We start from the raw sequence: 13,886 nt of genomic DNA, 5'->3' as shown, positions 1-13,886 counted from the left end.
GTCATATTAAACGCATTGAATAATGTTTTTGTTGTGTAAAATGTGATGTGTTTTTGAATTGGCGTTATTATCCCTTTTGTACAAAAGAATAGCGTTTATTTTGATTAGTTAGTAACCAAGGGAATTGGATCTCGCGTGCAAAAAATATTAAGGACGAGGCAAGAGTTAGAGCACTATGTGATGTGCCTTGAGGACGAGTCATGTTGTGCTCAATACCATCATTTATTGCTAAAAAGCGCTTTTCAGCCGATCGTGACGCCAACCGGCGAGCGATATGCGTATGAAGCGTTAGTGCGTATGTATACGCAAGACGGTGAATTAGTGAATACCGGTGATGTGATCAATCTTTGTCAAAATGTCGAACCGCATTTAATCAATATCGATCGCTTAGCGCGTGTTATTCATTTAAGAAACTTTGCCCGTTTCCTGCCTGACTCGAAGTTGTTCATTAATATGACCCCGGTGGCGATTATCGACAGTTTGAGCCCTGCCTTTGAGCAATCCTTACTGATTCCCCGCATTCTTGAATTAGGTTTGTCTCCTGATCATATTTTTATCGAGGTTCTCGAGCATTATTGTGGTGACGATATCAACCTAGTCAATGCCATTCGCACCATGCACCAAGAAGGGCTGCAAATTGCGATTGATGATTATGGAACGCATGCCTCATCGGAGTTTCGTACTCGTGCCGTAAAACCGGGACTGATTAAAATTGATCAATCCCTGCTGCAACAGCACCTTGATGGCAACTCGGTGCCCATTTTTGATGCGATACAGGTGGCACGTGACATCAATGCCAAGGTTTTGATCGAAGGGGTGGAGAACAAGCGAGCGTTTCAGGCCGCGGTCGCGTTAGGCGCCGATTTACTGCAAGGGTATTATACCGGTCGCCCAGAACTGGTTTGCCCGCCTAAACCGTTATCCCCCCCGCGAGCGGCTCCCGAGGCCCTGCTGACGACTTTCCCTTAACGGCGAGCTGACCATGTTTTGGTCAATCATGGCGCTGATTCACTCATTTTATATTTGTGTGTTCCTCTGTTTTCTATTTCGCTACTCGCTACTTCGCCACACCACCTTGTGTCAGGTGGTAGGGGTTAAGCAATTCGGTCAGTTGTTCGTGTGTCATGTCGGTTTCTTCAGCGGCTACCTCAATAATATTGCGTTGTTCGGCATACGCTTTTTTCGCAATACTGGCAGCCTTGGCGTAGCCAATAATAGGATTTAATGCGGTGACCAGTATCGGATTTCTCGCCAGTGCATTCTGTAAGGTGGCTTCTTGAACGGTGAACGTTGCTAGGGCTTTATCGCTCAGTACGGTCAGGCCATTGGCCAGCAATTCAATACTCTGCAAAATGTTATGGGCAATTAACGGTAGCATCACATTTAATTGAAAGTTCCCTGACTGACCAGCCACGGTAATCGTGGTGTCGTTGCCGATCACCTGCGCTGCGATCATGGCGGTGGACTCCGGAATCACCGGGTTCACTTTCCCCGGCATGATGGATGATCCTGGCTGTAATGCCTCCAGCTCAATTTCGCGCAATCCCGCCAAAGGCCCCGAATTCATCCAACGTAAGTCATTGGATATTTTCATGAGTGCGACAGCGGTGGTTTTCAATTGGCCTGACAGGGCAACGATGGCATCTTGGCTGCTGAGGTTATAGAAGAAATTGTCGCTAACGGTAAACGCCACTTCGGTGGAGATGGAAATATTATTGGCGAAAATGACGGCAAACTCCGGTGCGGTGTTGACTCCCGTTCCGACCGCCGTGCCCCCTTGTGCCAGCGCTGTCACGGCTTCCAAGGAGTGTTCGATACCACGTCGTGCTTTAATCAATTGTGTTTGCCAGCCTGCCAATTCTTGCCCAACGGTGATAGGCATGGCATCCATCAGGTGCGTCCGGCCGGTTTTAACCGTATCGCCAATGTCAGCAATGCGTGTATTGAGTACGTCAACGGTATGGTCGATGGCGGGAAAGAGCAGGGTATGGCAGGCCAAGGCACTGCTGACTTGTATCGCCGTGGGGATCACATCATTGCTGCTTTGCCCTCGATTCACATCATCATTCGCATCCACTTTTGTGCCTAACAGGATGCTGGCGAGTGTGGCGATCACTTCATTAGCGTTCATGTTGGAACTGGTGCCTGAGCCGGTTTGAAAGGTATCAACAGGGAATTGGTCGAGGTGATTCCCTTCAATGATCGTTTGGCAACTGTCGATGATGGCGTGGGCAGTATCATGCTCGATGAGTCCCAACTCGAGGTTACTGCGGGCGGCGGCTTGTTTGATAAATCCCAGCGCTTGAATAAACCGCGGGGGTAAGGGAATACCACTGAGCGGGAAGTTGTCGATCGCACGTTGGGTTTGCGCGCGAAATAAGGCATTTTGGGGCACATTGACTGTCCCCATGCTGTCTGTTTCGGTGCGAAATTTAGAGGTCATGGTCTCTCCCTATTGTTTCCCCGATTATCTCCCTATCAGGGAGAAGGGGGTGTCTAACGCATGCGAATACCTACATCATAGGTGAGGATGTTGGCTGAAAAGGTGAAAGGAGCCAAAATACTGCGCGATCTCGGTCATTTCTCTGCTGAAATCTAATCAATGGCGCATAGCGACACCCTATCATGGGTTAGAATAAGGCGATTGCGTGATGTAATTCACAATCCATAGTGTACTAATTGCAGATAATACAAGGTATCAGTGTTAGGGATGGTGCTTTAAAATCTGTATGCGTAACACAGAGGCGACCGGGTAAGCGGGAAGCGATTCTCAAGTAAGATCAAAAGGCAGGTGAATGTATGATGCAAAAACTAAAATTAATGCCTGTGCTGCTGGTGGCAAGTACGGTGGGTTTCCCTGCATGGGCTGATCCGGTGGAACCGACAATGCAGGAATTGACGGTTCCCAAAGCCTTGCGTTTATTGCAAAGTCAGGGGTATCACGATTTTCGCAAGATCAAAGTCGAACGTGATGAACATGAAATTGAAATCGAAGCTCGCAATGCCGATGGGCATGAAGTGGAGGTCGAGTTAGATTTGTTCAGCGGCAAAGTGCTGGCGGTCGAACGCGATTGAACCAGCGTGATGCAACAAGCATCATTACACACAGCAATTACGGTATAAGTATGTTGTGGTTTAAGCCGCTATGCTGAATAAGCCTCGCGGTATGAACGCGAGGCACCATTATTGCGTTAGCGTAGAGCCGCTGGTTTCCCGTAACTCGCCACGTTAATCAACATGACGCAGTCTTTCCCTGCAAGCGTGATGCTGCCTGCTACGGTATCGCTACCAACGCGCGCTTCATCAACGGTTGCACCTGTGCCTGAAAGGGGAGCGAGCGCATTGCGGTAGTGTTGCCCTTCGGGTAGCGGCAGCGTTATTGCGCTCTCACCGCGATTGATTGCCACAATCCCCTGTTCGCCTCGGCTAAATAGAATATAGTCCTCGCCCGCCGCTAAGAGTGTCATGGGGTAAGGGTGCATTTGGTTGTGGAAGGCAATCATGCACTGCAGTTCGGGATTTTTCCAACTGTCCATCCAGCGTGGTGCACCAGCTTTATCCTCAATGCCACTGGTATCAAGATCGCTGTATATCAACGGCACACCGCCATCTCGTCCAAGAATATAACAATATGCCAGCCGCTCGTGTTGCTCTGTCATCACCTGATTGATGAACACCGCATTGTTGGGGATATCATGCGTGATAGCAAAGGTAATAGCGCGATCAAACGCCAGTGCCTCACCCACGGAATAGGCATGATCCAAACTGGTCATCGGGACGTTTTTTTCAAACACATTAAACAGTGAATGAAACAATGGAAAATCGTACGCGCCGAGCCGAGTGTCTGTCAGATACGGATCCAGATAGAGAGCATACTCAGCTTTGCTAACCCCGCCATCGGTAATAATTTCTCCAAACACATGCATCCCTTCACAAATCGCCGGTGTCCAGACCGCTTGAATGTGTGCCAGTGTTAAGTGCTTGGCGGCATCAATTCTAAATCCCTTCACGCCTAACGCTTTCAGCGCGCGCAGGTAATCTTGTTGTTTTTTTACTACGTTATCGTGGCTATTCAGGGTCGGTAGACCGGGATCGCTTTTACCACCACTGAGGCGACCGTGTTGTACCTCCCACGGATTGTCCCAGTCTTCGATGGGAAACGCCTCGACAAAGTCGCTATCGGTGAATAGCGGCTGTGAAAGATCGCCAAACAGCGTGAGGGGCTCGTAGTACCCACGGCGATCACTGTAATCCTTGAGTACGTCTTTGGACGGATACGTGAGGTCGGTGCGGATGGCTGATTCATTAGCCATGTGATTGAACACGATGTCGGCGTACACATCGATACCACACGCTTGCAGGGTGTTAATCATGCGTGTGAAATCGGCCGTGTTACCGAGCTGGTTATCAATGACGCGGTAATCTTGGGGTTGATAGCGTTGCCACCACGGTGTGCCCTCTGGGCGGTGTAGTGACTTCATGGGCGGGGAAACCAGTACTGCTTTAAATCCGGCTTGATAGAGCGCCAACGCGTGTTCCGTGACACGGGTGTAGGGCCAGTCAAAGGCATGAAGAATGACATTGGTGGCCGGTGGCGTCAGTGAGAGAGAAACAGTTGTCATCATGAGATCCTAGCTATGCACTGCGGCCAGTTTACTGACAGATGTTCAGGAAGTACTCAGCTTTTTGATGTGGTCGTAGGGCGTAGATCAAGGGGGGAGGGGACGGCGTAGTCACTCACCCTAAACGCGTAATATGTCGCGGTGGGGAGGAGATTATCGCCGTATTTTGTGAGAGCAGTTATTTGTGACTGAATTTAATATTCTCTTAACAAATGTATGTGTTTGCACCGAGTGTGATCCCTGTCGAGTAATTGCTGATCACTCAAAATGGGTATTTTTGTAAAAAATTAACGAAGTTTTAAGGAAATACCATTCTCAAAGAGTATTWGTTTATGGTATATATGTATTCAGTTGCTTACTAACAAGGAGTCACACCATGGCTGGTGTTTTAGGAATGATTTTGGCAGGCGGAGAAGGTTCTCGTCTACGCCCTTTAACGGATTCAAGAACGAAACCCGCGGTGCCATTTGGTGGTAGTTACCGGTTAATTGATTTTGCATTGAATAACTTTCTGAATGCAGATTTGATGAAAATTTATGTGCTAACCCAGTTTAAATCGCAATCTCTGTATTTGCACATGAAGAAAGGGTGGACTATTTCCGGCATTTCAGGGCGTTTTATTGACCCTGTTCCGGCACAAATGCGCATGGGTAAGCGTTGGTATGATGGTACGGCTGATGCCATTTATCAGAACCTGCGTTTTGTGGAATTGGAAGAACCTGATCAAGTGTGTATTTTCGGCAGTGACCACATCTACAAAATGGATGTGAAGCAGATGCTGGACTACCACTTAGAAAAAGAAGCTGACCTGACCGTATCTGCGCTGCGCATGCCGCTGCATGAAGCGAGTGCCTTTGGGGTGATTGAAGTCGATGAGCAAGGTTGCATGATCGGCTTTGAAGAAAAACCGGCCAATCCGAAATCGATTCCGGGTGAACCGGATTTCGCGCTTGTCTCTATGGGCAACTATATCTTTGAAACAGGCGTTTTGCGTGACGAATTGGAAGCTGACGCCGTGAATGAAGCGTCGAGCCATGACTTTGGTAAAGACATCATTCCTAAGCTGTTCCCACAAGGAAAAGTGTTTGTTTATGACTTCACAACCAATGTGATCCGTGGTGAGAAATCGACCGGTTACTGGCGCGATGTCGGTACGATTGAATCTTACTGGCAGGCTCACATGGATCTTCTGTCTGAAGATGCGCCGTTCTCGCTGTATAACCGTCAATGGCAGCTTCACACGTACTACCCGCCGCTTCCACCTGCGACCATCCTCGATAGCGACACCTGCAAAGTGGATATCAACAATTGTATGATCTCTGCGGGCAGTTATATCCGTGGTGCGACAATACATAAATCGGTGTTGGGCTTTAGAACCAACGTTGAACAGTGTACAACGATCACTGAATCGATCATTTTAGGCGATGTGAAAATTGGGGCGAATTGTTCGATTCGTCGCGCTATCATCGATAAAAATGTGCAGATTGCACCGGGTACCGTTATTGGTGAAAACCTTGAAGCAGATAAGCAAAAATATCATGTTTCAGACGAAGGAATTGTCGTTATTCCAAAAGGAGCGAAAATTGGTTACGAGGAATAAGCCGAACAGTCAGCCACTGCGTATTTTGTTTGTGGCGTCTGAGGTGGATGGTTTTGTGAAAACAGGTGGATTGGCGGATGTCGCCAAATCCCTGCCTGCAGCATTGCATGAGATGGGGCACGATGTGCGCATCGTGATGCCACTGTACCGACAAATTGCACAGCGTGAAGACGGTGAAAGCGTGCTTTCGACCGAGCTGCATGTCCCTACGCAACCACAAGCAATACCGTATCAGGTTAAAACACTGGCAAGCGGTAATATCCCTGTGTATGCCGTGGACGCGCCACAGTATTTCGACCGTTCTGACATTTATGCAGAAAATAACCAAGGTTATGCCGACAACGGTGAGCGTTTTGCCTTTTTCAGTGCTGCCGCACTGGACCTGTGTGAAAAAGTCGGTTTCCAACCGGATGTGGTGCATTGTAATGACTGGCATACTGGCTTGGTGCCGTTCTTACTGCGAACCCGTTATGAAGACAATGCGTTTTTTGCGCAAACGCAAAGCGTGATTACTATTCACAATGCGGTGTTCCAAGGGATTTTCAATTACGACCAGTACAGTTTGATCCCTGAGCTTATTCAACAGCGTTATGTGCAGATCGAAGCGGATCCTGCCCATATCAGCATGCTGAAAGCTGGCGTGGCGTATGCGGATAAAGTGAATGCCGTTAGCCCGAACTACGCCAAAGAATTGGTGACTGAGTTGGGTGCGCATGGCATGTCGCAAGATTTCCAGCAGCGTGCGAGTGATCTGTATGGGATTGTGAACGGTTGTGATTATGGTGACTGGAACCCAGAAACAGATCCGTACATCAAGCAAAATTTCAAAGCCAACAAAGTGAGCCTCGCCCGTGGCAAAAAAGCGTGTAAGCGTGATTTGCAACAGCAGGTGAATTTGCCACAAGCCGATGTGCCACTCTATGGGATGGTATGCCGTTTGACGGAACAAAAAGGCATTCATTATTTATTGCCGATTTTGCAAGACTTCTTGCTTAACGATGTGCAGGTGGTGATTGTGGGCAGTGGTGATCCAACGTTAGCGGCTGCGCTGCGCGAGATCAGCGAGGTATACTGCGATAAATTTGCGTTTGTAGAAGCTTACAACAATCCGTTGGCACACTGTGTCGAAGCGGGTGCAGATTTCTTCCTGATGCCGTCTGAATTTGAGCCATGCGGTTTAAATCAAATTTACAGTTTGGCCTATGGCACACTGCCGATTGTGCGCAGTGTGGGTGGCCTGAAAGACACCGTGATTGATTACGATGTAACGCCACAAGTGGCAACCGGCTTTATGTTTGATGCCCCAACGCCTGAGGCTTTGTTGATTAAACTGCAGCGTAGCTTATTGCTTTACTGTCAGAAACCACAAGAGTTTAAGCGTTTGCAGCAAAATGCCATGGCATGCCGCTTTGAATGGTCTGAAGCCGCAGAGCAGTATGTACGCATGTATGTAGGCGAAGAACAAACCGCGCACGTTGTCGAAACTGACAGTGAGCAGGTGTGATGGTTTGAAGCGGTAAATATTGTCAGTGAATAATAATGGCGCGCTATCTGAATCAGACTGCGCGCTTATAAGCTAGGTATCGTGCTTTTTGACCCTCAATACGTTGGTGTTGAGGGTTTTTTATTGCCACCGTTTATGCGGCAGAAAGCAGGAGCAGGTATTTTAGCGGCTGATCATGTACTGCAAGCTACTGGCTTTTTGTGCCATTTGTTGGCTGGCGGCATTTTGCAGTGAGAATATTTGTTTGTAGATCGTATAGTAACGATTGATATTCCCGACGTACGTGATGGGCTCCATACCGACTTCTTCTTTCACGATCACTTCCACATTGTTGAACCACTTCGTGGGATCAAACCCTCGCTCCTCTGCGACGCCACGCAGTCGCCTAATGCGATTGGGCCCCGCGTTGTAACTGGCGAGTGCAAAATAAAGCTGATTAAGTGCATCGGTTTCGTCATCTGCTACATAATGCGATCGGATATAGTCCATGTATTTCACGCCCGCATGAATATTGTTGTCGATATTTCTGCTGATATTTGGAATGTTGATATACGGCTCTGCCGCCGTTTGTGGTAGTACTTGCATGATACCGACGGCCCCCGCGTGCGAACGCTTTGATTGATCAAATTGTGATTCCTGAAAGGCTTGTGCCGCGATAATCAGCCAGTTCATGTCATACATCTCTGAGTAATGCATGAATTTGGACTCGAGTTGCTTGAATTTCTTGATGTTGCTTGGGCTGACAACGCGTTGAAACCAGGTTTTGCTGTTGAGATAGCGATTGAAAATGATGTTGCCATTCAAGGTGCCACGGCGGTTTTTTTCAATAAAGGCATCCACAAGGGCGGCCAATTTTGGGCTTTTCTGGCGAAAACACCACCCGATAGCACTATGTTGACGCACTGGAAATTCGTAATGAATTTGCAGATCATGCGTGACCAAATCCCAAAACTCCGCTTTGTGCGAGTCCAGCACCGTCATGGGCACTAATCCTTCTTGGATCATTTTGAGCAACTCGTAGTCTTGCAGGGTTTCTTCCAGAAAATGGACATACATGGGTTCCTTGCCCGCTTCGGTGAGCTGATGATTGATGCGGCGAACACTTTGGTAATAACTCGAACTGGCGCGCACCCACACGCTTTTTTCGGAGAGTTGATCGATGCTAGTGATGGGATCCATCATCGCGTGGGTGATGAAGAGTTCTTGAATATCGCTGATGATGGGGGAGCTGAAGGTGACTTGCTGTTTGCGTTTGGCTGTAATTGTTAAGTTGGCTGCCGCAATATCCCCCAAGCCAGCGTTCAGTGAGGGGATCAAACGGTCTCTGGGAACGGGGATGATTTGAATGCGAAGATGCTGCTGGGTTTTGGCCAGTACAAATTGTTCAAAAAGAAGCAGCATTTCTGATGTCATGCCTTTGGGCTGGCCGTGATCGAGGTAGTAAAACCCGAGATCGGCAGAGACCAGTATGCGGATCACGCCTTTTTCTTCCATGATCGATAAATCACCGGTGTACGTTTCCGGCGGAACAGGGGCGACTTCAAAAGCGTGGCCGAAACCACTCCAAACCATGAAGAATAATATGCAATAGCGCCACATCGTTCGCATAGATCCTACTCATTCGCGTAATGCCATTGAGTATAGGTGATGAGACAAGACGAGACGGTTATTGGGCGTAAAAGGCGTTACGGCCCTGCGCTTTGGCAAGATATAAGTGATTATCAGCCCGTTCAATCAGTTGGCTGGACCACCGATCATCATGCATGGTCGCAATGCCTTGGCTCACCGTTACCCGAGGGCTGACCGTGGAATGTGGATGAGAAAGGTTAGCTTCTGCCAATTGGGATTGAATGCGTGTTGCTACTCTTTTGGCTCCGTGTAAATCGGTTCCAGGCAGCAAGACAATGAATTCTTCACCGCCGTAGCGCGACACACTGTCGGTTGGGCGTAAAATACTGGATTTTAAGCGGTGTGCGACCTGTTTTAAGCACACGTCACCTTGAACGTGGCCGAGGTTATCGTTGTATAGCTTGAAAAAATCGATATCTATCATGATCACGGAAAGCGGTTTTTTCTCACGTTTGCTCGCACGAAATTGTTTCTCTAATTCATACTCAAAAAAACGTCGGTTGTTGATGCCAGTGAGCTGATCCAGTGAGACCAGCTTATTTAATTGGTTGAGCAGGAGTTGTTTGTCGTGTTCTTTGGTGATGCTGTTCACAAACCAGTGATAGAGCGTTTTACGGCCGGTATATAACACCAATAGCGTAATCACAAACTGCTGGCAAGCGAGCGACAGTGATTCTCCAGCGCTGAGGTAGGTGATGTAACTGCTGATGGTTAATACCGGTAAAACGGTGATAAGAGTGGTTCTGGCTGAGGCATAAAAGCCCAGTAGACTCATCATGATCATGAGTTCTGCCAGTAGCTCTGCGCTTGTCAGCGTAAGACTAACGAGCGAGACGTGATAAATCACCGCCGTCCAGGTCAGGCTGAAAAGGCCGGTAAAGATAATAAGGAGTGGTTGCCAGTGCGTGAAGGGTTGGGGGTGTTTACGTGAAAAGAGGACACCACAGGCACACAACAAGGCATGGCAGCTATAAAGCAGATAGCTACTGGTGCGATAGTGCGTATGTGACTCGATGTAATTCAACAGCATAGTGGCCAACATGACCCCCATGATGAGCAGTGAAATCCCCGATACCCAGCGCACGCCATAACTTAATCGCAGGTAAGATGCATACTCTAATCGGGCTTGTCGTGTATCAAATTCCATCTGCTTCTTCTTCTTTAAACCGTGCAGCAGGTAGTGTACATGAAGATAAAATTGCAAGGGAAAAATTTGTGTTTTCTTTGATTCTCGTAGAATAAATCGGTTGACTTTGAAGGGGTATAGAACTCACTTTTTTTGAAAAGTGAGAGCGTGTTGGAAACATCGGTCGCAAGGTGTACGGCCTTGGTGAAAGATTGATTTAGATCAATGTTTCCTTTTTCGATTTCTCGCCTAATACCCCGCATCTAGTACCACTCTCACTGTTATACCCTATATGTTGTGTTTTTAGTGACAGTGTCATTTTTTAGGAGCGTTGTGTGAACCCTGTTGTGATTAAGCGTGATGGATGCCGTGTCCCATTCAATACTAAGCGTATTAAAGAAGCTGTATTGGGTGCAGCCGAATCGGTAGAAGCGATGAATGACACGTATGCCGAGTCTGTGGCAGAGCAAGTGTTATCTCAGTTTGCTGGCCAAGATCAGGTTGAGATCCATGCTATCCAAGACGCCGTTGAAAATCACCTAATGACGGGTCCACACAAAGCCGTTGCGCGTGCGTACATTGAGTACCGCCATGACCGTGACATTCAGCGTGAAAAAGCGAGTGCGCTAAGTGCTGAAATCACCGGTTTGGTGGAGCAGAGCAATGCTGACCTATTGAATGAGAATGCGAACAAAGACAGCAAGGTGATCCCGACTCAGCGCGATCTTCTTGCCGGTATTGTGTCTAAGCACTACGCAAAACATCACATGTTGCCACGTGACATTGTTCAGGCGCATGAAAGCGGTGAGATCCATTATCACGATCTTGACTACTCACCGTTCTTCCCAATGTTCAACTGCATGATTGTTGACTTGGAAAACATGCTGACCAATGGTTTCCGCATGGGTAATGCTGAAATTGACACACCGAAGTCTATTCAAACCGCGACGGCTGTAACGGCACAAATCGTTGCACAGGTGGCAAGCCACACTTATGGCGGTACAACGCTAAACCGTTTGGATGAAGTGCTCGCCCCGTACGTGACGGTTAGCCACCAGAAGCACCTTGCGACGGCAATGGAGTGGGCGATTCCTAATCCAGAAGATTACGCGAAAAAGCTGACGGAAAAAGAAGTGTACGATGCATTCCAATCACTGGAATATGAAATCAACACACTGTTCTCAAGCAATGGCCAAACGCCGTTCCTGAGTGTGAATTTCGGCTTGGGCACGAGCTGGGAATCGAAGCTGATCCAAAAGTCAATTTTCCAAAACCGTATTAAAGGTTTGGGCAAGAATAAGAAGACAGCTGTTTTCCCTAAACTGCTGTTCTCGATCAAAGATGGCATCAACCATAAGCCTTCTGATCCTAACTACGACATCAAGCAGCTTGCGCTTGAGTGTGCGACCAAGCGTATGTATCCCGATATCCTGAACTACGAGAAAGTGGTTGAAGTGACAGGATCATTCAAAGCGCCAATGGGTTGCCGTAGCTTCCTGGGCCGTTGGACCGATGAAAACGGCAATGAAGTACACGAAGGCCGTAACAACTTGGGCGTAGTGAGCTTGAACCTGCCACGCATTGCGATTGAAGCCAAGGGTGATGAAGCGAAGTTCTTCGAGATCTTGGATGAGCGTACCAAGCTGGTTCGTCGTGCATTGGAAACACGTATTGATCGTCTGCGTGGCGTTAAAGCGTGTGTTGCTCCGATTCTGTACACAGAAGGTGCGTTGGGTGTACGTCTTAACCCAAATGATGAAGTGCTTGATATCTTCAAAAATGGTCGCGCCTCTATTTCAATGGGTTACATCGGTATCCACGAAACCATTAATGCACTGTATGCACAAGATGGTGAGCATATCTATGACAGCGAAACCCTTCGCCAGAAAGGTATCGCCATTGTTAAGCGTTTGAAAGATGCTGTTGATCAGTGGAAAGAAGACACCGGTTGGGGTTACAGCTTGTACAGCACGCCGTCAGAAAATTTATGTACGCGTTTCTGCTCGCTGGATACCAAAGCTTTTGGTGTGTTAGACAATGTGACGGACAAAGGTTACTACACCAACAGCTACCACCTTGATGTAGAAAAGAAAGTGAATCCTTACGATAAGATTGACTTTGAAATGCCATACCCAGAACTGGCAAGCGGTGGTTTCATCTGTTACGGTGAGTTCCCTAACATGCAGCGTAACGTTGAAGCGCTAGAAAATGTGTGGGACTACAGTTACAGCCGTGTGCCTTACTACGGCACGAATACACCGATTGATGAGTGTTATGGCTGCGGTTTCACCGGTGAGTTTGACTGTACCAGCAAAGGCTTTACGTGCCCGAAATGTGGCAACCATGATCCTAAGAAGGTGTCAGTAACCCGTCGTGTTTGTGGTTACTTGGGGTCGCCGGATGCGCGTCCATTTAACTCGGGCAAGCAAGAAGAAGTGATTCGCCGCGTCAAACACATGTAATCACACACTAAGTGAATTGTCATAAAAGTGCCGATCTTGATCGGCACTTTTTGTTTTGGAGTTAAGTGCATGAATTATCATAACTACTATCAGGTTGATGTGGTGAATGGCCCAGGGACGCGCTGCACCTTGTTTGTGTCTGGCTGTGAGCATAACTGCCTAGGCTGTTACAACAAGTCTACCCTGAACCCCACCTCTGGGCATTTATTCACACAAGAGATGGAAGATCAAATCATTGCTGATTTGAACGATCCCCGCATTAAACGCCGAGGCTTGTCGTTGTCAGGCGGTGATCCGCTACATCCTGCGAACGTGTCGACAGTGCTTAAGTTGGTTAAACGTGTGCGTGATGAGTGTGAAGGAAAGGATATCTGGCTGTGGTCTGGCTATAAGTTAGGAGACTTGACCGATGCGCAACAAGCCGTGATTGAATGCGTGGATGTGCTGATTGATGGGAAATTTGAGCAAGATTTACATGATCCTGAGTTATTGTGGCGTGGCAGCAGTAATCAAATTATTCATCAATTCACGTTGTAATCAGCGGCGCCCAGCCGACTATTTTCCATAGTTATCCACTGTTTCTGTGTATAACTATGGGAGAAATAGGTGAGTTATTTCTAACATTCCTCTGACAAGGCATCAGAAGGCTTCTCTTCAAGCATGCTGAAATAAATACTTACACTTTTATTCCTCGTGGGTTGTCGATTGTTTTATCGTCTATTCTCTGCTGTTGAGCGTCAATTTCCTTCTTGTTTCTGCCATTCATTGCGATTTTTGATCATAAGGCATAAATTCCAAGTTAACGATAAAAATCATTTATCGTTAACGTCTGTGTTTTGAATGAATAAGTAAAAATCGACACGTCGTCCATGAATTATTACTAGCAAAATAAAAATCAGGGTGTTGATGTAGCATGAATTTGTTATGCTTAGCCGGCTATCGT

At 47.6% G+C, this 13,886-nt stretch carries 10 protein-coding genes; 6 read left to right on the top strand and 4 right to left on the bottom strand.

Annotation, left to right across the window (positions count from 1 at the left end; all coding sequences use genetic code 11):
• The first annotated feature begins 180 nt into the window (after positions 1 to 180).
• Positions 181 to 969: an EAL domain-containing protein gene (locus tag L4C36_RS16870; protein ID WP_428478973.1), complete on the top strand. Its 789-nt coding sequence runs from the start codon at positions 181 to 183 to the stop codon at positions 967 to 969.
• 88 nt (positions 970 to 1,057) lie between these two features.
• On the opposite strand, the gene L4C36_RS16865 is transcribed toward L4C36_RS16870, so the two are convergent.
• Positions 1,058 to 2,443, bottom strand: coding sequence for a class II fumarate hydratase (locus L4C36_RS16865; protein ID WP_428478969.1), 1,386 nt, complete (start codon positions 2,441 to 2,443; stop codon positions 1,058 to 1,060).
• Between the two features lie 356 nt (positions 2,444 to 2,799).
• Here L4C36_RS16865 and L4C36_RS16860 point away from each other — a divergent pair, with 356 nt between their 5' ends.
• On the top strand, positions 2,800 to 3,075 hold the full coding sequence (locus L4C36_RS16860; RefSeq protein ID WP_428478968.1) for a PepSY domain-containing protein: 276 nt from the start codon (positions 2,800 to 2,802) through the stop codon (positions 3,073 to 3,075).
• Between the two features lie 116 nt (positions 3,076 to 3,191).
• Here L4C36_RS16860 and L4C36_RS16855 read toward each other — a convergent pair whose 3' ends face one another.
• Complete coding sequence (locus tag L4C36_RS16855) at positions 3,192 to 4,622, bottom strand: alpha-amylase family glycosyl hydrolase (protein ID WP_428478967.1); 1,431 nt, start codon at positions 4,620 to 4,622, stop codon at positions 3,192 to 3,194.
• 376 nt (positions 4,623 to 4,998) lie between these two features.
• Between L4C36_RS16855 and glgC the strand changes: the two genes are divergently transcribed.
• Positions 4,999 to 6,222, top strand: coding sequence for a glucose-1-phosphate adenylyltransferase (gene glgC / locus L4C36_RS16850; protein ID WP_428478966.1), 1,224 nt, complete (start codon positions 4,999 to 5,001; stop codon positions 6,220 to 6,222).
• The gene (gene glgA / locus L4C36_RS16845; RefSeq protein ID WP_428478965.1) at positions 6,206 to 7,726 is read left to right on the top strand and encodes a glycogen synthase GlgA; all 1,521 of its coding nucleotides are present in this window, start codon (positions 6,206 to 6,208) and stop codon (positions 7,724 to 7,726) included. Before glgC ends, glgA begins: the two co-directional genes overlap by 17 nt.
• Before the next feature lie 162 nt (positions 7,727 to 7,888).
• Here glgA and L4C36_RS16840 read toward each other — a convergent pair whose 3' ends face one another.
• Positions 7,889 to 9,334, bottom strand: a complete 1,446-nt coding sequence (locus L4C36_RS16840) for an MltF family protein (RefSeq protein WP_428478964.1) — start codon at positions 9,332 to 9,334, stop codon at positions 7,889 to 7,891.
• Between the two features lie 58 nt (positions 9,335 to 9,392).
• Entirely contained in the window at positions 9,393 to 10,502 is a 1,110-nt protein-coding gene (locus L4C36_RS16835) for a sensor domain-containing diguanylate cyclase (RefSeq protein ID WP_428478963.1), read from the bottom strand.
• A gap of 314 nt (positions 10,503 to 10,816) precedes the next feature.
• Here L4C36_RS16835 and nrdD point away from each other — a divergent pair, with 314 nt between their 5' ends.
• Complete coding sequence (gene nrdD / locus L4C36_RS16830; RefSeq protein ID WP_428478962.1) at positions 10,817 to 12,943, top strand: anaerobic ribonucleoside-triphosphate reductase; 2,127 nt, start codon at positions 10,817 to 10,819, stop codon at positions 12,941 to 12,943.
• Between the two features lie 69 nt (positions 12,944 to 13,012).
• Positions 13,013 to 13,480 (top strand): anaerobic ribonucleoside-triphosphate reductase-activating protein, encoded by a 468-nt coding sequence (gene nrdG / locus L4C36_RS16825; protein WP_428478961.1) that lies wholly within the window; start codon positions 13,013 to 13,015, stop codon positions 13,478 to 13,480.
• Positions 13,481 to 13,886 lie beyond the last annotated feature (406 nt).

The organism is Photobacterium japonica, from assembly GCF_050337005.1.
GTDB lineage: Bacteria > Pseudomonadota > Gammaproteobacteria > Enterobacterales > Vibrionaceae > Photobacterium > Photobacterium japonica.
The sequence above is the reverse complement of the archived record's forward strand: the minus strand, read 5'-3'. Positions and strand labels throughout refer to the sequence as shown.

Bases quoted from the DNA above. Each gene is read 5' to 3' on its own strand.
- L4C36_RS16870 (WP_428478973.1), top strand. From the start codon at position 181: ATGTGCCTTGAGGACGAGTCATGTTGTGCTCAATACCATCATTTATTG.
- L4C36_RS16865 (WP_428478969.1), bottom strand. From the start codon at position 2,443: ATGACCTCTAAATTTCGCACCGAAACAGACAGCATGGGGACAGTCAAT.
- L4C36_RS16860 (WP_428478968.1), top strand. From the start codon at position 2,800: ATGATGCAAAAACTAAAATTAATGCCTGTGCTGCTGGTGGCAAGTACG.
- L4C36_RS16855 (WP_428478967.1), bottom strand. From the start codon at position 4,622: ATGACAACTGTTTCTCTCTCACTGACGCCACCGGCCACCAATGTCATT.
- glgC (WP_428478966.1), top strand. From the start codon at position 4,999: ATGGCTGGTGTTTTAGGAATGATTTTGGCAGGCGGAGAAGGTTCTCGT.
- L4C36_RS16840 (WP_428478964.1), bottom strand. From the start codon at position 9,334: ATGCGAACGATGTGGCGCTATTGCATATTATTCTTCATGGTTTGGAGT.
- L4C36_RS16835 (WP_428478963.1), bottom strand. From the start codon at position 10,502: ATGGAATTTGATACACGACAAGCCCGATTAGAGTATGCATCTTACCTG.
- nrdG (WP_428478961.1), top strand. From the start codon at position 13,013: ATGAATTATCATAACTACTATCAGGTTGATGTGGTGAATGGCCCAGGG.